Source organism: Colwellia sp. BRX10-1, assembly GCF_014077545.1.
GTDB lineage: Bacteria > Pseudomonadota > Gammaproteobacteria > Enterobacterales > Alteromonadaceae > Colwellia_A.
In genome coordinates, this window is record NZ_JACGWC010000001.1 from 1 (window position 1) to 17,436 (window position 17,436).

The 17,436-nt window shown below is 34.2% G+C and carries 16 protein-coding genes; all 16 read right to left on the reverse strand.

Going from position 1 to position 17,436, the window contains the following annotated elements; all coding sequences use genetic code 11:
- Positions 1 to 12 precede the first annotated feature (12 nt).
- Positions 13 to 912 (reverse strand): UTP--glucose-1-phosphate uridylyltransferase GalU, encoded by a 900-nt coding sequence (galU, locus tag H4J75_RS00005; protein WP_182221000.1) that lies wholly within the window; start codon positions 910 to 912, stop codon positions 13 to 15.
- Between the two features lie 144 nt (positions 913 to 1,056).
- Positions 1,057 to 2,091: an NAD-dependent epimerase gene (locus tag H4J75_RS00010; RefSeq protein ID WP_182221001.1), complete on the reverse strand. Its 1,035-nt coding sequence runs from the start codon at positions 2,089 to 2,091 to the stop codon at positions 1,057 to 1,059.
- 24 nt (positions 2,092 to 2,115) lie between these two features.
- A complete protein-coding gene (locus H4J75_RS00015; protein ID WP_182221002.1) occupies positions 2,116 to 3,282 on the reverse strand; it encodes a nucleotide sugar dehydrogenase in 1,167 nt (388 codons plus the stop codon).
- Positions 3,279 to 4,412: a glycosyltransferase family 4 protein gene (locus tag H4J75_RS00020; protein WP_182221003.1), complete on the reverse strand. Its 1,134-nt coding sequence runs from the start codon at positions 4,410 to 4,412 to the stop codon at positions 3,279 to 3,281. Before H4J75_RS00020 ends, H4J75_RS00015 begins: the two co-directional genes overlap by 4 nt.
- A 155-nt stretch (positions 4,413 to 4,567) precedes the next feature.
- The gene (locus H4J75_RS00025) at positions 4,568 to 5,788 is read right to left on the reverse strand and encodes a hypothetical protein (protein ID WP_182221004.1); all 1,221 of its coding nucleotides are present in this window, start codon (positions 5,786 to 5,788) and stop codon (positions 4,568 to 4,570) included.
- Positions 5,789 to 5,792: 4 nt separating this feature from the next.
- Positions 5,793 to 6,854 carry a glycosyltransferase family 1 protein gene (locus tag H4J75_RS00030; protein WP_182221005.1) on the reverse strand — a complete coding sequence of 354 codons (1,062 nt, stop codon included), beginning with the start codon at positions 6,852 to 6,854 and terminating at the stop codon, positions 5,793 to 5,795.
- Positions 6,854 to 7,588 (reverse strand): glycosyltransferase, encoded by a 735-nt coding sequence (locus H4J75_RS00035; RefSeq protein ID WP_182221006.1) that lies wholly within the window; start codon positions 7,586 to 7,588, stop codon positions 6,854 to 6,856. Before H4J75_RS00035 ends, H4J75_RS00030 begins: the two co-directional genes overlap by 1 nt.
- Before the next feature lie 32 nt (positions 7,589 to 7,620).
- Positions 7,621 to 8,178, reverse strand: coding sequence for a DapH/DapD/GlmU-related protein (locus H4J75_RS20345; protein ID WP_310733777.1), 558 nt, complete (start codon positions 8,176 to 8,178; stop codon positions 7,621 to 7,623).
- Between the two features lie 58 nt (positions 8,179 to 8,236).
- Positions 8,237 to 8,887 (reverse strand): CatB-related O-acetyltransferase, encoded by a 651-nt coding sequence (locus tag H4J75_RS00045; RefSeq protein ID WP_220465198.1) that lies wholly within the window; start codon positions 8,885 to 8,887, stop codon positions 8,237 to 8,239.
- Between the two features lie 69 nt (positions 8,888 to 8,956).
- The gene (locus H4J75_RS00050; protein WP_182221008.1) at positions 8,957 to 9,823 is read right to left on the reverse strand and encodes a glycosyltransferase family 2 protein; all 867 of its coding nucleotides are present in this window, start codon (positions 9,821 to 9,823) and stop codon (positions 8,957 to 8,959) included.
- Between the two features lie 5 nt (positions 9,824 to 9,828).
- Positions 9,829 to 10,914: a polysaccharide pyruvyl transferase family protein gene (locus tag H4J75_RS00055; protein WP_182221009.1), complete on the reverse strand. Its 1,086-nt coding sequence runs from the start codon at positions 10,912 to 10,914 to the stop codon at positions 9,829 to 9,831.
- Complete coding sequence (locus H4J75_RS00060) at positions 10,914 to 12,371, reverse strand: lipopolysaccharide biosynthesis protein (RefSeq protein ID WP_182221010.1); 1,458 nt, start codon at positions 12,369 to 12,371, stop codon at positions 10,914 to 10,916. Before H4J75_RS00060 ends, H4J75_RS00055 begins: the two co-directional genes overlap by 1 nt.
- 135 nt (positions 12,372 to 12,506) lie before the next feature.
- Positions 12,507 to 13,829, reverse strand: coding sequence for a Coenzyme F420 hydrogenase/dehydrogenase, beta subunit C-terminal domain (locus H4J75_RS00065; protein ID WP_182221011.1), 1,323 nt, complete (start codon positions 13,827 to 13,829; stop codon positions 12,507 to 12,509).
- Positions 13,830 to 13,866: 37 nt separating this feature from the next.
- Complete coding sequence (locus H4J75_RS00070) at positions 13,867 to 14,838, reverse strand: GDP-L-fucose synthase (protein WP_182221012.1); 972 nt, start codon at positions 14,836 to 14,838, stop codon at positions 13,867 to 13,869.
- A 4-nt stretch (positions 14,839 to 14,842) separates the two neighbouring features.
- Positions 14,843 to 15,976, reverse strand: a complete 1,134-nt coding sequence (gene gmd / locus H4J75_RS00075) for a GDP-mannose 4,6-dehydratase (RefSeq protein ID WP_182221013.1) — start codon at positions 15,974 to 15,976, stop codon at positions 14,843 to 14,845.
- 30 nt (positions 15,977 to 16,006) lie between these two features.
- Positions 16,007 to 17,428 carry a phosphomannomutase CpsG gene (locus H4J75_RS00080; protein WP_182221014.1) on the reverse strand — a complete coding sequence of 474 codons (1,422 nt, stop codon included), beginning with the start codon at positions 17,426 to 17,428 and terminating at the stop codon, positions 16,007 to 16,009.
- Positions 17,429 to 17,436 lie beyond the last annotated feature (8 nt).

Sequence of the window (17,436 nt, forward strand, 5' to 3'; positions counted from 1 at the left end):
AAAAAATAGTTGTTACTTCATCAAGTCGGTTAAATATGCTCTGAAATCATCAGCTAATTCTGGGTGGCGTAAACCGTATTCAACATTCGCTTTCATGTAGCCTAGTTTAGAACCACAGTCATGTGACTTACCTGTCATATGGAAAGCTTCAACCGTTTCTTTTTCCATTAACATCGCAATAGCGTCAGTTAATTGAATTTCATCGCCAGCACCTGGAGGGGTTAACTTTAATAAATCCCAAATTTTCTCAGAAAGGACATAGCGACCAACAACGGCTAAGTTTGATGGCGCGTCTTCCATCGCTGGTTTTTCAACAATAGCCGTCATAGTTTTTGACTCACCGGGGGCAAGCTCAACACCACCACAATCAACCACACCATAACTACTTACTTGCTCCATTGGTACAGGTTCAACCATAATTTGGCTGTAGCCACCAACTTCATCATAACGCGTTAACATCGCCGCTAAATTTTCGGTTTTCAAATCTGCTGTAGCATCATCTAAAATAACATCAGGAAGTACCACAACAAAAGGTTCGTTACCAATAATAGGACGAGCCTTCAATACAGCATGACCTAAGCCTTTCGCTTCGCCTTGACGAACATGCAGTATGGTAACGTCTTTCGGGCAAATCGCTTGAATCTCTTCAAGCAACTGACGCTTTACGCGATTTTCTAAAGTCGTTTCAAGTTCAAAAGATTTATCAAAATGATTTTCAATGGCGTTTTTTGAAGAATGGGTAACTAGCACAATTTCTTTAATACCCGCCGCAACACATTCATTAACTATGTATTGGATCATCGGCTTGTCTACAATTGGCAGCATTTCTTTGGGAATTGCTTTAGTTGCTGGCAACATACGAGTACCAAGACCCGCTACTGGAATTACCGCTTTTGTTATTTTATTTGTCATTTTCGTCCCTAAATTTTTACGTTAACTAATATTAAAGGGACTTTTAGCAATTGTCACGGTGAAATAAACATTTCCCCCCAACAAATAAAAAATGACATCAATTGATGTCATTTTTATCGTAAAAATATTTTAGCCTGATATTATTTATTTTTTATAGAACTCTCTATACCAGCTAATAAATTCAGCAACACCTTTGGCGACAGACACCTGTGATTTGTAACCTGCAGCGTCAAATAAGTCATCAACTTCTGCATAGGTTTGATAAACATCACCCGCTTGCATTTCACGAAAGTTTTTCGTAGCTTCAATGCCCAGTTCATCTTCAATGGCCTTAACAAAACCCATCAAATTAATAGGTGAACCATGGCCTATGTTATAAATAGCATACGGTGCAGAACTAGAAGCGGCAGAACCACTTTCCACTTTCCAAGTAGGATCACGCACTGGAACAACATCAGCAATGCGAACAATACCTTCAACAATATCGTCTACATGTGTAAAGTCACGCCACATATCACCATTATTGTTAATATCAATCGTATCGCCATCTAAAATTTTCTTAGTGAAAATATAGGGCGCCATATCAGGTCGTCCCCATGATCCGTAAACGGTGAAAAATCTTAACCCTGTAGTTGGCACGTCATACAGATGCGAATAACTATGCGCCATCAACTCATTAGACTTTTTGGTTGCTGCATAAAGCGATACTGGGTGGTCAACTGAGTCGCTCGTTGAAAATGGCGTTTTATTATTCAAACCATAAACAGAGCTAGAAGAAGCATAGATCAAATGTTTAATATTATTGTTTCTACACCCCTCAAGAATGGTTAAGTGACCAATTAAATTTGAGTCAGCATAAGCCATAGGATTCTCGATTGAATACCTAACACCCGCCTGTGCCGCTAAGTGAACAACACGATCAAACTTTTCATCGGTAAATAATGTCGCTATCCCTTCACGTTCGGTGAGGTCTAACTTTATAAATCGAAAAACACCATTATCATTTGTGGTATTTTTAACAGTAAACTTATCTAATTCCGCTAAACGAGCGAGTTTAAGGTTTACATCATAATAATCATTTAAATTATCAATACCAACAACGTCATGCCCTTGTTCACATAATCGTTTCGTTAGGTGAAAACCTATAAATCCGGCTGCACCGGTTACTAAATACTTCATAATTATCCCTTAATCCGAAGCAAACTAATCATTACCAAAAAGGTCACGTGTGTAAACTTTGTCAGCAACAAAGTCTAATTCTGTACACATTCGATTAGAAACAATAACATCAGAAATTGCAGCAAACTCATTTAAATCAGTAATAACTTTTGAGTGAAAGAATTCAGCTTCGGTTAATTCAGGTTCAAAAATAACAACTTCAATACCTTTCGCTTTTATGCGTTTCATAATACCTTGAATAGAAGACGACCTAAAATTATCAGAACCACTCTTCATAATAAGGCGATATACACCCACTACCTTCGGGTTACGCTTGATAATAGAGTCAGCAATAAAATCTTTTCGGGTGCTGTTAGAATCAACAATTGCGCTGATAATGCAGTTAGGTACATCTTTATAATTAGCACGAAGTTGTTTGGTATCTTTGGGTAAACAATAACCACCGTAACCAAAAGAAGGGTTATTATAATGGTTACCAATGCGTGGGTCTAAACTAACACCTTCAATCACTTGTTTAGAATCTAAGCCATGTGCTTCTGCGTAGCTGTCTAACTCATTAAAATACGCAACACGCATAGCAAGGTAAGTATTTGAAAACAGTTTAACAGCTTCAGCTTCTGTTGAATCCGTGAACAGAATATCAATATCTTCTTTTATAGCACCTTGAGCGAGTAAATTAGCAAAAACTTTTGCGCGTTCACTAGTTTCACCAACAATGATTCTTGACGGGTGCAAATTGTCATACAGCGCCTTACCTTCGCGAAGAAACTCAGGAGAGAATATTATATTTTGACAATTAAACTTTTCTCTTACGCTTTGTGTATAACCAACCGGCACAGTCGATTTTATAACCATAACCGCATTTGGGTTAATGGCTAAAACATCTTTAATAACAGCTTCAACTGATGACGTATTGAAATAATTAGTTTCAACGTCATAATCTGTTGGTGTTGCTATGATTACAAAATCAGCATTTTTATATCCGAATTCTTTATCTAAAGTCGCGGTAAAGTTTAAGTCTTTATTTAATAAAAAATCTTCAATCTCAACATCAGAAATTGGCGATTTTTTATCATTTAACAACTTTATTTTTTCTTCAATAATATCAACCGCAACCACTTCATTGTGTTGTGCTAATAACATAGCATTTGATAATCCTACGTAACCTGTTCCTGCAATAGCTATTTTCATAACATTTCCATTTTATTTTGAATACATACATCAACAGCAGCTAAATACTTATTGATCACTATTTTTTCATCAAATTCTTTTTGAATCTTTTCTCGGCTCTTTAGGCCCATTTCAAGTCGTTGTTCATGAGACATCTCAATGATCAACGATAATTTTTCAGTCAAACTTTCACTTGAGCGGGGTTCACAAAGATAGCCATTAATTCCGTCATCTACAGTTTCACGGCACCCAACACTGTCAGTTGTTACAATAGGCTTGCCCATGGATCCCGCTTCGAGTAATGATTTTGGCACGCCCTCACGATAATAAGAAGGCAACACCATACAATCAACTTTTGCTATTTCTTGTTCTACATTATCAGATACACCAAGGTAGTTAATGATCCCCTCCTCGACCCAGGAATTCATATCAACAGTAGATACGGCCGAAGGATTATTGACATCTAAAAAGCCTAATAAACATAATTCTACATTCGTGCCATATTTTTGTTTTAAGTTACGCGCCGCATCAACATATTGTTGAATGCCTTTGTCATATAACATACGTGCAATAAGCAAGAATCTAACTTTGTTATCATCCGGTGCAGGAGAGAGTGTGAAACGTGACAAATCAACACCTGAACCAGGTAACCTATCAGTTGGCACCGTTGTGGTTATTTTGTTTTCTAAGAAAAGTTGGCGGTCCTCTTCATTCTGAAAAAATAATTTAGAGGCTTTAGACTGGCTAATCTTATACAAAAACTTTGCTATTTTAGAAGTAATACTTTCATTAATAAACAAAATACCTAATCCAGCAATATTATTAATAGCTTTAGTGTTATTAAAATGAGCCGCTAAGGTACTGTAAATATTATTTTTAGGTGTAAAGTTCAAAACAACATCAATATTTGTGGTTTTATAAATATGATAAAAATCGAAAAATGTTTTAACATCTTTAACTGGGTTTGTACCGCCCTGATCTATGTTAATGTGAATAAACTGACAGCCTAATTTTAAGAGTTTATCTGAATACTCATCTTCAGGGGCTATAGCTATCACGATAAATCCCTGTTTGATTAAAGCAAGAATTGTATTTTTTCTAAAATTATATAAGTACCAACTAGTATTGGCACTGATAGCGATTGTCGCCATAAAAATTAAACCTTATAAAAATTTTCATACTATTTCACAAAGTTTTCGACTTTTTATGAAATGTTGGTGTTAGGTGTGTAACTTATAATAAAACTTGTACTATTTATAAAGTACTTCATAACTTACTTGTAAATAACACAAGAGTGCACTCTCGATTATATTTCTATCACTTTATTTCTCTTACTTTGGACTAGTATTATCGACAATATAACCCAAAACCATGGAAACCAGTAATTAGAGATAGCAGCAAAAAAAAGTAAGCTATAAAAATAAGAACAAAATAAATATTTATCTATCATTGTACCATTCAGATTAGAAATAATTACAGGGTAAGCAACAATAGTTAAAAATAAAAGAAGACCTATAATACCAAACTGAACATAAAGTAATGGGTATAAGGTTACTAGGGTAGGCAGGTTATACGTTTCATAAAAGGCGGGTCCGAAACCAAATAGATAATTTAAAACGCCATCTTTTTGAGATAAAAAATAAAGAGCTGAGTCCAACTTATTGCTTCTATCTGTCATTGAAGCAGAACCGTTCAGCTTTGCATAAATAACATCGTAAAATATAGAAAACCCAGTATAATACTGTATGGTGAACTCTAAAATTAATATCACCGATAATAAAGCCACTATCATATAAATAAATTTTATTGGTGAGCTTAGGTTATACAATAGATATGTAGAGAAAATAGCTACAACACTAAACAAAATGCCGGAAACACTAAAGCTACAAAACAAAGCAACCACAACTAAAAATGTTAATAAAAGTACCGTAAGCTTTGAAAACTGCGCCTTTACGTATGAAAAAACACATAAATACATTGAAATTAAGTATAGGGCAAAATGACCTGACTCTTCAGCAAACCCCCTAGCTCGGACCATCCCTCCAATACTTAAAGGCTCATACTCGGTAACTGCAGGTCTAGGGAATAAGTCAAACGGCATTTTTAATACGTTGGTTACAGTAAACTCAAAAATTGCAATAAATGCAGAAACGATCACCCCTAATAAAATTATTTTACAGAGTATCTTATAACTAACATCATAATCCACTGACAAGTAACTGTATGGTATTGTAAAATAAATAAAAAAACAAAACAAAAAAGATAATATATGATTTAAAGGTTTATTTGATAGAAAGTGCTCCATATTTAAATTAGCTGCGATTATGACTATGAAAACAAAAAATAAGAACAACAAGTTAAGGGATTTATTAAACCTTAATTTTTTGAAAAAACCACCAATAAGAAGCGCACTCCCTCCAACTAACAATGGTAAAGTTAAAGCTGAGGTTATAGAAAAAGCACTAACAAAAGGTAGCGATAATAGAAACAAAACAACTATATAGTTGAATACAGAAGATCCCCTCATGCTTCTAAACTTTCTTGAATAATAGGGAATCAATATCACTTATCAACTGTTCTGATATTACTTCCCAATGAAAATGATTAGGTACTATAACTTTTTGGTCTTTAAAATTACTAAAGGATGACAACGACTCTTCTATCGTTCTGCTGATACTGCTTACTTCCTCAGCATTGAAATAAGTAGCTTTTGAACCAAGTACTTCATGAAAAACAAATATATCAGAACAAATGACCTTACATCCATACGCATACGCCTCAAGTATTGGCATACCAAAACCTTCGTATAAAGATGGACTTATAAATATTTTACTATTTTGATATAAATCAGCTAATTCGTTTTCAGAAACCGAATCTAGGAAAGTTATCTGATGCCTGTCTGCTTTAGACGCTTCTTCCTCTATTACCGCTTTCATCCCTAAATCTTTGCCAAGAAAAGTAACAATAAGTCGTTCTTCAATATTGGCTAGCGCCCTAATCAAATTTATATGATTTTTTCTTTCTTCAAATGTTGCAACATAAAGAAGATCTATCGCCTTATCTTTATTTAAACTAACATCAAAATCAGAAGGTAATACACCATTATAGCTTACAATAACAGAAGACTCCTTAATTGATAATTCTTTACATAGTCGATCTTTAGTAAACTGAGACACGACCACTTTGTTCTTTACGTGTTTCCATTGAAACTTCATAAACATTGAGGATAATTTGTCCCACCTCCCAAAATTATCAAATATTCTAGTATCATGTATAAGTTGAAATTGTCTTTTAGAAAAAAACATTGATACAGGAATCGGATTAAAGTCACTAATAAGTATATTTTTAAATAGAGAAAAATACAGGTATAAAATATTCAGATAAATAAAAGTTAACAATCGCCTATTAGCTATAAACAAAGGGATTTCATAAAGAGTAACTGAAGGGCTGACATCGAGCGGCACCTCTCCCTTGGCCACAACAATACCTATATCATACTTGTCCTGAAGCTCATACAGAACTCGTTCAAATCGCTTATTGGCGCCAGTAGCACGCTTATTCAAATAATACGGAGAAGAGAAAATATATTTCATTATCTTACCTTTACTGCTTTTAGCAACTTAAAGAGTAACTCTTTAGTTCTTTTTAATATTGTTATCTTCAATAACTTATGTCGATAATCAATCTTAATCATTTCTAATGTATGTTTCACTGAATCACTCATATCTGCGCCAAACTTTTCTCTAATAGCAATAATAAAAGGGTATTTTTCCGACTGTGAAACCCCGTAGCTTTTATGGATTCTTGAAAAGAAATCATAATCAGAGGCTGATTTATAATTCAATGTGTATAAACCTAGTATTTCGTGCAAGTTTTTCTTGTATATGAAAGCCTGGTGGGAACACTCTAAATTATTGATAGAATAAAAATTAGGATTATCACTTTTGGTTTTTCCAGACTTGTACACGTAACTAACTCGCCCGACCAAGTAATCTTGGTTAGTATAATAATGAGATGAAAAAATAGCTTTAATTACATCATTACTCCCAAAAGTGTCACCTGCATTTAATACTAATAAATATTCCGATGTAGAGAGCTTAACTCCCTTATTGATAGCATCATAAACACCTTTATCGGGTTCACTTAAATACCTTAAATTTTTGCACATTACTTGTGCTTCTTTGAGCAATTCAACTGTACCATCAGTTGAGCCACCATCAATGACTACATGTTCTAGTTCAAATTCTTGATCTCGGACCGAGCTTATTGTACGTTTAAGAGCTGACTTATCATTATAACATACGGTTATTACTGTGATTCTTGGCATTAATAAATCTTACTTTAAGGATTAAAAAACTATTATGGGCATATTTTCTTTATAAAACGACATGGGTTACCGGCCCAAACTTCATTATCTGGCACATCTTTAGCGACGACACTACCGGCACCTATAACGGCATTATCACCAATACTAACTCCTTTAAGTATCATAGAGCCCGCACCGATGAAGCAATTTTTGCCAATAGATATAGCTGCACTCACACCACGATCGCCAGGAGTCATCCTTATTTTTGCATCTAAAGAATGGAAATCTGTATCCCAAATTTTAACTCCGGCACCTAACAAGGTATTATCCCCTACCGTTATAGATGTTTCACTATAAATGGTAACATTTGACATACCTACATTGTCACCAATTATCAACTCTGCATCTTTTTTACTGATAAGAACATTACAACCAACCCCAAAGACAGCATTTGCTTTTAACCCACTATTAATAGTAACTGAATTACCTATAATTAATTTTCCATAAGCTCTTACATAAGGTAATCCTAAAACTGTAAAGCCTTCACCATATACGACCCCCCTATAAGCAAAGAGTAACCTGGCCAATATTGTACTAACTATTTTAAACATAACGTGATTCCAAACCCTTGAATTTCGAGCAACTTAACTGGACTATTCAAGCAAACTATTAACTTTTATTTGTGTACTTGCTTTCCAGACTATGAATATCATTCATCAATCCAACGTTAACTTTTAACCATGCTGAATCTCTGTTCCACCATTCGAATTCTAATAAGAATTTAATGGTTTCTTTAGTATACCGATACTTCAAGAATTTCGCTGGCACACCGCCAACAATGGAATAAGCAGGCACATCTTTAGTAACAACAGCACCTGCTAGAATCATTACTCCATCACCTATTTCAACGCCACCTACAATCATAACTCGTTCGCCTATCCAACAATCGTTTCCAATTTTAACTGGGTAGTTGTTTTGTTTATCAACTAAAAGAGACTCTTCAAAGCGCTGTATATTAGTAAACGAGGCTCCATTTTGTTTTTTTATCGAAAAAAAAGCTGGGCTTGTAGTTGCATATGGATAAGTATATGGATGTGTCCCCCATATAACTTTGACATCTGTACCAATCGATGTATAACGTCCAACCTTACCTGTAATATCAGATCTATTACCGATATAAGAACCAAAGCCTAAATTTCCACTAAAATGTGCATTTGGATAAAGCTTATTCATCCCTTCAAAGGTTGACTGAGTTCCAATTGAAACGGAATATGAAAATATGACGAGCTTTCGATGCTTTACTTTCGAGTGAATAAACATTATTACTCGTTTAAAAAACCGGAACATTTATAAATCCATTACTTAAAAGAAAATTCAATATACATGAAATCATGAGTTGAGTTTTAGTTTCTTTAAAATTTTGCATCCAAATATATAATGCAGAGAGAGGAAGTGTTTCTTTAATAGACAGACACAACCAGAATAATCTTTGCTTCTAAAGCGCTTTATCAGACTACTATAAACTACAGAACCAATTATTAATTTTTCATAATAAGATTTGTTGTTAAACGAAGCATACCAAGTCCAATCTTTGCTGAGAGAAACTTTCTTACTGCTTAAATAGTTATGTTCTAACTGATAAGTAAAAATTACTTTGGGATCAAATACCACAGCATACTTTCTGATAAGGTTCAAAACATGCTCCATATCTTCATAGTATGAAAGCCTAATATCAAAACCACCAACCACACTAAAACATTCTTTTCTGACTAACATATTACCTGTTCTTAAAAACACACCATCTTTCCATAGTTCTTTAAGAGGCTCTGTGATTAGCATTCTAGTATTTAACTTACACTTTGAAGAGCATACCATAGAATTTGAATCTACAATTTCAAAGTTTCCGCAAAAAATAGATTCTTTGGGGTATAGATTGGTTAATTGATATAGTGTCTCTAAACAATCTTTTTCAATTAAGTCATCAGCATCCAATAAAAATATCAAACTTGCATTTGCTTTATCAATCCCAAAATTACGACTATCGGAGACTCCACCATTTTTTTTAGAGTAGACAACTAATCTCTCGTCATTAATCTTAGAAATAACACTGAGACTGCTATCTGTAGAACCATCATCAACGACTATTAGTTCAAAATAGGTAAACGATTGGTCTAAAACTGATAATAGCGTTTCGTATATGGATGTTTCTTTATTAAATAAAGGTACAACGACTGATATTTTAATGTTTTCATTCATTTTATTCATTTCTTAGAAGGTAAGTTATCTGCGATGAACTTTAATGATCTAGCCTTTTCAAGCTCTAAGGTTTCATTGACTAAATCGTAATCAACATCATTGTTTATAATATCAAGAAGTTTATTATCATCGTTCAATAGCCTATCTCTGAGGTTGAAGACATTGAGGATAGTTTCAAAACGACTTAATCCACGCTCTATATTTCCTATTGCTAGGAAAGGTTTATTAAAGATTATTGAAAACGCAACACCATGAAATGAATCTGTTAATACAAATGATGAATTTTTAAATCCTTGGAGCCATTCACCAAAATTAAGTTTTTCTGAAGTTGTAAGGTCTTTATTAAAAATAGTTACGTCTTCATTTAAAGCATCACCAATCTCAATCGCTACATTCTCTTTTTCTTTGTTCATATCTAATATATAAGTAAAAACCCCCGAAGAAACATTAGTATCTTTTGAACTATATTTTAAAATAATTGATTCATAATATTTTACATTCAATAGTAATGTAGGATCTAGTAACCTTTCGACATTTACATCTAAATGTTTTTTACATAAATCAACGCCTGCACTTTCCCGAACTGATATTGCTGAAAACCGTTTAGCTAACGTAGAACAACTCTTCGTCTGTTTGTCACTGTATCCCCAAACATCCCCCCCAAAGGACGAGGCGTAGGACAGAAGTACTTTATTTCCTTTTACAAAATCAAAGAAATATGACTCTATATTCACGGCATAGTCTTGCCTCCATACTTGATCACTACCAACGACATAAGCATCAAACTTTTGAACTGAGTGACTGCTCAGTTGGTATGGAAACTCTATTACCTCTGTTCTTACTATTTCAGTTTGTATAAATGTTTCAAATTGTAAATTTCTATTTTTGGATATGTCATTAGTAACTAAATTGAAAAGAGCTGCTTTAATTTTAGACAATACAACTTTATAAGCTGGTCTAAAGGCAGAGGGGGTTAATTGTATTAATTCAGATGAATACCCAAGTTCCCCAATCACTTTTTGAAGAGCATACGCTTGCATGACACCACCATAATTAGTATGTAATGGTAGAGTTAAAGTCGCTATTTTCATTAATTGTCCCTTTTAAATTTGTGTTGAATCATTTTTATTTTGTCATATAAGAACTTTTGTTCTAATTTTTCTAAACCCACAAAATAAATCATAATTAAAATCATAACTGTGGATGAAGAGAACACAGAAAATAAACGAATAAAATCATCATCGACATTATGATGAATAAAAGTAGGTCCTAAAATAGAGATTGCAGTCACTAAAAATATCTTAACTATAACTTTATAAAAAAAATCTTTTATATCAAGTGATATGATATTCCTCAAAAAAAGCAAACGAATAACTAATGTAAAACATGATAGAGCAAAGCCAATAATTATTGTGATGTAAGGTGGATATCCTGAACTTAAAAAAAAGTATGATAATGGGAGGTTTAAAATTAAAATCCCCCCTACAACCGTTTGATACAATGCAATCCTTCCAGTGGCTTGCATTGCTACCATTAATGTATTTGATAAACTTTCTATTAGTACTACTAACAACATTAATCGGACAAAAATAATTGTATATTCAGGAAATTCACCTAGCCAAAGTTTTAATATTAACTCTGTTTCAATAATTACTGGAACTATTAACATTAATAATAAGAAATATGTATACTTCGCACCATAAATAACTATTTGTTTCATTTGAGTAAAATCAGAAATAGCGAAATTTTTAACTATTTGTGGATTCATTGCCATTTGGAAACTTGATGAAAACTGTAACACTGCTCCTTGCACCTGATTCGCAATTGCCCGAGCAGCATTAACTACAGGCCCAAAAAATATATTTATCAGAATGTTAACGCCATGAACCATTAAGACATACGCGAGACCTCCCCATAGACTCCAACCTGAAAAAATCAAAAGAGATCTAAAAAGAGAATGTTCCCAGATGAGTTTAAAGTAAATATCTTTCAAAAAACAATGGCAATACACAATATTTAATAACTTTATGAACACTGATATAAGTGCAAGCGTGGAGGCATATAATATTAAATTATCAATGTCACTATTATAAGCTAAATAGAAGGCTCCACTTAATTTAAATAATGATTCGATAATAGATAACCATGCTACTACACCCATTCTTTCGTAGGATATAATTGCCGCATTATATGGAGTAATGACTATATTAACAAATACTGTAAAAAGACTTAAATGAAAAACGATTAAAGCAGCATCTAACCTATCTACCGGTATATTAAGCTTAGTATTGATTACCCATACACCAATTATTTCTGATACGAATAATATTAGCACTGCTAAAATGATATGAACATTTACAGCCATAGAAAAAAGCTTAACTAATCCTTTAGTTGTTTTATTCCCTAACTCATACGAAATAAAGCGTTGTGTTGTCGTTGATAATGCACTGGTCATAAAACTAAGCATTGTAACAATACTGCCAACTACGCTATATATACCAAAATCATCAACACCAAGAGCTTTTAAAACGATTCTTGAAACGTACAATGATATTGCGAGCGTAAAAATCAATCTGAAGAAGAGCGAAAAAGTATTTTTCACTATTCTTTTATTGTTTTCAGTAGTCACTTGAAAGATAAATAACGTTACTAATTGTAATAAACTCTATATTTAAAATCGCCTTCATGTTCTTAGCCTTGCTGTAATTTTTCTTACTATCTGATTAAGTTTGGTCAAAATTTTCAATCTCTTCAAATGAGGTTTCATTTTATGATCAAATTCCTCTGAAGAATGACATTGAGGCCAAAGATAAATACTTAATCTTCTCACTTTACCTCTTTGATATTGGACTATATTATTTATAAAATTAAATGAACGTTTAGGTTTTGTCATTAAACGCTTATCATGCACCCCTTCTTTTTTTGAAAGTCTATATGCTAGGCTTTTTATTCTATGCGCTATATTCCCTCTTTGGGATTGAAGTATCTGCTCTTCATTTATAATATCCAAAGACAATGTGTTATTTGAAATACCTTGTTTAATAATCTTCTCAATAGAGCGATTACGGCATATAACAACATTATTTCCTAATGGAGAGTTTAAATAGGGTGGTATCCATGCATCACCTATTGATACATCAGCTAGTTCAGCTGAGATATCCTCACAATAATCACATACTTCTGGCTTAAAAAGACCTGTACCCCACATATCGCCAACATTGTTCATGGAGACCGATTTATTTTTAGCACTCGACTTTTCCAGAACACTAAATAAGTAATCTACTGCCACACCTTCTTTTTTCTTAACTCTATACTGGGGGAGCTGAATGTTTGTTTTATCTACACCACATAATCCAGATAAATACTCAGTAAAGAATTTTGTTTTATAACCTCCACAAAACAAACCTATTTTAAACTTGATCTTTCCTTTCAATTTAGAGTCATATTTTTCACGTAATTTAATTGCGTGAATAAAACAAGGGAGTCCAACAATTGCATATGAATCGTTACTTTCAGCTACCTCGTTCAATACATTATTCAATGTAACAGGGAAATATTTTGTATGTGACGATGCAACCAAATCATTTACATTATTTACAATTTTATACTCATAACATCCATCATCATCTGAGCCTACACATATAATTTTATCTACCAATCCTTGCTCTAATAACTGCTCTAAAATCCAAGTAGAAACACCGCCTGAAGACGATGTTTTACGATGAGAATCAGAATAGCCTGCATACATTGAGGAATAATTCCCTATATATTTATGATATTTATTGCTTTCAATGTTTGTATTTAAACTTGCTCTTTTACTGCTTTCATCCGGCGTAGGGTTGAAAGGACAAAGTTTTTCTTTTCCATCCAATTCTTCCAAGGCTGAAAAATGCGGTTGGTACAATCCTTCGGAATTGAACCCCATCTGGTCTTTGGCCCCTGCACAACCACCACATCCTATGCACATTGATGATTGAACAATACTTTTTATTGGGGAGCTTTTCATCTTATTTACCACTAATATAGCCTACTTATTATAACGTTTACTTTCTGAATTTTTCGTAGTTATCTAAAAACCAGTTATATGCCTCTTTCAAGCCATTTTCTAAGGTAAAAGTATACTCCCAGCCTAATGACTTAAGCCGTTCTACATTCATTAGCTTACGAGGAGCTCCATCAGGTTTAGTTGAATCAAATACAATTTTACCTTCAAAGCCTACAGTCTTGGCAACCGTTTCAACCAATTCACAGATTGTACAATCAACCCCTGTCCCGACATTAATATGGCTTAACATCGGTTCTGTATTTTCATCGTAAGTTACTTTAGCCAAATTCATGACATGAATTGAGGCGTCAGCCATATCATCAACATACAAAAACTCACGCATAGGCTTCCCACTGCCCCATGCAATAACTTCTTTATCACCATTTAATTTTGCTTCATGAAATCGACGGATTAATGCAGGGATAACATGACTATTTTCTGGATGAAAATTATCATGAGCGCCATAAAGATTAGTTGGCATTACACTACGATAGTCACGACCATATTGGCGGTTATAACTTTCACAGAGTTTGATACCCGCTATTTTTGCAACAGCATAAGGTTCATTCGTTTCTTCAAGTTTACCTGTTAATAGAGCGGTTTCCTTCATTGGCTGCTCTGCCAATTTAGGATAAATACATGAAGAGCCTAAAAATAATAATTGCTGAATATTTGCCAAGTGTGCGCTGTGTATAATATTGCACTGAATCATTAAGTTTTCATAAATGAAATCAGCAGGGTAAGTATTATTAGCAACAATCCCACCCACTTTAGCCGCAGCTAAATAGACTTGTTCTATTTTTTCAGCTTGAAAAAAATCAACAACAGCTTGCTGATTAGTCAAGTCTAATTCACTTCGTGTGCGGGTAATGATATTAGTATGACCACTTGCTTCAAGCTGACGTACAATCGCCGACCCAACCATGCCTCGGTGTCCAGCAACAAATATCTTTGTATTTAAGGCAAACATACTCTTAACCCTGATTTTCAATTGACATAGCGACTTTATGACCGTGCGCTTTAAGTAGTGCATGTTGCTTTGCTTTACTTAAATCGTTCTGCACCATCTCAGCACACATTTCTTCTACAGTAATTTGTGGTACCCAACCTAATTTTTCTTTTGCTTTTGAAGGGTCACCAAGCAAAGTTTCAACTTCTGCCGGGCGGAAATAGCGTGGGTCAACACGTACAATAACATCGCCAACAGTTAGTGCTTGCGCGTTATCGCCAGTGATAGCTTTAATTGTCGCTATTTCATCAAGACCTTCACCGGTAAATTCTAATTCAATACCCACTTCTTTAGCTGATAATGATACAAATTCACGTACAGATATTTGCTTGCCCGTTGCAATAACAAAGTCATCGGCAGTTTCTTGTTGTAACATCATCCATTGCATACGTACATAATCTTTAGCATGTCCCCAATCACGAAGTGCGTCCATATTACCTAGGAATAAACATTTTTCTAAGCCTTGAGAAATATTGGTAATAGCACGCGTAATTTTACGCGTTACAAAGGTTTCACCACGGCGAGGTGATTCATGATTAAATAAAATACCGTTACACGCATACATACCATAAGACTCACGGTAGTTAACTACAATCCAATAGGCATACATTTTTGCTACTGCATAAGGAGAACGCGGGTGAAAAGGGGTCGTTTCTTTTTGTGGTATTTCTTGAACTTCACCATAAAGCTCTGAAGTAGATGCTTGGTAAAATTTAGTTGTTTTTTCCATACCTAAAAATCGAATAGCTTCTAATAAACGAAGAGTGCCCATGGCATCTACATCAGCAGTATATTCAGGACATTCAAATGAAACAGCGACATGTGACTGTGCCCCTAAGTTATATACTTCATCTGGCTGCACATCTTTTATGATACGCGTCAGGTTAGATGAATCAGTTAAATCACCGTAATGTAGAAAAAATTTTTGATTGTTTTCATGGTTGTCTTGATAGATATGATCAACACGCTCGGTATTTAACGATGATGCACGACGTTTGATGCCATGAACTTCATAACCTTTTTCTAATAATAATTCAGCAAGGTATGAACCATCTTGACCTGTTACACCTGTAATTAAAGCTACTTTATTCTTTGTCATTTCTATTTCCTAAACCTGATGTACAAGATGTTATTTTCTTAACAACTCTAATAGTTCATTTGTTTTTTCTTGCATTAAAGCGACATTACCTTTCGCTTCAACATTGAGTCTAACTACCGGCTCAGTATTTGATGTTCTAAGATTAAAGCGCCATTCAAAAGTGTTTTTAGCATTTATCTCTTTAAAAGATAAACCAATACCGTCTGTATAATTGATGTCTATCGCTTGTTCTTTGTATTGCTCTAATACTCGTTCTATCGCTAACGTTGGATTATCGAGTTTTGAATTAATCTCTCCTGAGCTAGGAAATGCAACAATACAATTTTTAACCATCGAAGATAACGTCTGTTTTTTAACTGATAATAACTCTGCAACTAATAACCATGGGATCATTCCACTGTCGCAATAAGCAAAATCGCGAAAGTAATGATGAGCACTCATTTCTCCGCCATAAACAGCATCTTCTTTACGCATTCGCTCTTTAATAAAAGCATGCCCTGTTTTAGACATAATGGCTTCGCCATTATTTTCTTTAATTATTTGCTCGGTATTCCAAGTTAGGCGCGGATCATAAATGATTTTTGTTGGTTTTTCACTTCCACCCGTATTTTTTTTCAAAAAAGCTTCAGCTAGTAATCCTACAATATAATACCCTTCGATGAATTCACCTGTTTCATCAAACAAAAAACATCTATCAAAATCGCCATCCCATGCTATCCCCATATCTGCATTATGCTCACGAACCGCTTTAGCGGTATCTTCCCTATTTTCAATCAATAGTGGATTAGGTATACCATTAGGAAAATCACCATCAGCTTCGTGATGCACTTTAATCAATTCAATTGGGATATTGAGCTGTTTAAACGCTACCTCTATTGCATCAACAACATGACCAGCAGCGCCATTACCCGAATTTACCACTAATTTAAGTGGTGTAATATTTTCAGGGGCTATGTATGTCATTAAGTGGTCAACATAAGCAGCCAAATTCGAAATTTGTGTATACTCCCCTTTTGGTGATGCTTGCGTAATAGGATCGGTATTTTTCCAAGGCTGACTTTCGGCTAGCGCTTTAATCGCATTTAAGCCTGTATCACCACTTATTGGCTTAGAATCTTCTCTGACGAATTTCATACCATTATAATTCATCGGGTTATGGCTCGCTGTTACTTCAATGCCACCGCACATACCTAAATTTTTTGTAGCAAAGTAAATTTCTTCAGTGCCTGTCATACCTATATCAAAAACATCAACACCTTCATCGCGAAGGCCTTCTGAAAAGGAAAGTTTTAATGACTCCGAGGTTAAACGAATATCTCCGCCCACGACTACTTTTTTTGGTTTTAAGTACAAAGCAAAAGCTCGTCCTATTCGGTAAGCGATTTCGTCATTGAGTTCATCACCTAATTTCCCACGAATATCGTATGCTTTAAAACAAGTAAGTTCAGTCATATATTTTC

Bases quoted from the DNA above. Each gene is read 5' to 3' on its own strand.
- H4J75_RS00035 (WP_182221006.1), bottom strand. From the start codon at position 7,588: ATGCCAAGAATCACAGTAATAACCGTATGTTATAATGATAAGTCAGCT.
- H4J75_RS00025 (WP_182221004.1), bottom strand. From the start codon at position 5,788: ATGAGGGGATCTTCTGTATTCAACTATATAGTTGTTTTGTTTCTATTA.
- H4J75_RS00030 (WP_182221005.1), bottom strand. From the start codon at position 6,854: ATGAAATATATTTTCTCTTCTCCGTATTATTTGAATAAGCGTGCTACT.
- H4J75_RS00010 (WP_182221001.1), bottom strand. From the start codon at position 2,091: ATGAAGTATTTAGTAACCGGTGCAGCCGGATTTATAGGTTTTCACCTA.
- H4J75_RS00070 (WP_182221012.1), bottom strand. From the start codon at position 14,838: ATGTTTGCCTTAAATACAAAGATATTTGTTGCTGGACACCGAGGCATG.
- H4J75_RS00065 (WP_182221011.1), bottom strand. From the start codon at position 13,829: ATGAAAAGCTCCCCAATAAAAAGTATTGTTCAATCATCAATGTGCATA.
- H4J75_RS00015 (WP_182221002.1), bottom strand. From the start codon at position 3,282: ATGAAAATAGCTATTGCAGGAACAGGTTACGTAGGATTATCAAATGCT.
- H4J75_RS00055 (WP_182221009.1), bottom strand. From the start codon at position 10,914: ATGAAAATAGCGACTTTAACTCTACCATTACATACTAATTATGGTGGT.
- gmd (WP_182221013.1), bottom strand. From the start codon at position 15,976: ATGACAAAGAATAAAGTAGCTTTAATTACAGGTGTAACAGGTCAAGAT.
- H4J75_RS00045 (WP_220465198.1), bottom strand. From the start codon at position 8,887: ATGTTTATTCACTCGAAAGTAAAGCATCGAAAGCTCGTCATATTTTCA.
- H4J75_RS20345 (WP_310733777.1), bottom strand. From the start codon at position 8,178: ATGTTTAAAATAGTTAGTACAATATTGGCCAGGTTACTCTTTGCTTAT.
- galU (WP_182221000.1), bottom strand. From the start codon at position 912: ATGACAAATAAAATAACAAAAGCGGTAATTCCAGTAGCGGGTCTTGGT.
- H4J75_RS00050 (WP_182221008.1), bottom strand. From the start codon at position 9,823: ATGAATGAAAACATTAAAATATCAGTCGTTGTACCTTTATTTAATAAA.
- H4J75_RS00080 (WP_182221014.1), bottom strand. From the start codon at position 17,428: ATGACTGAACTTACTTGTTTTAAAGCATACGATATTCGTGGGAAATTA.
- H4J75_RS00020 (WP_182221003.1), bottom strand. From the start codon at position 4,412: ATGGCGACAATCGCTATCAGTGCCAATACTAGTTGGTACTTATATAAT.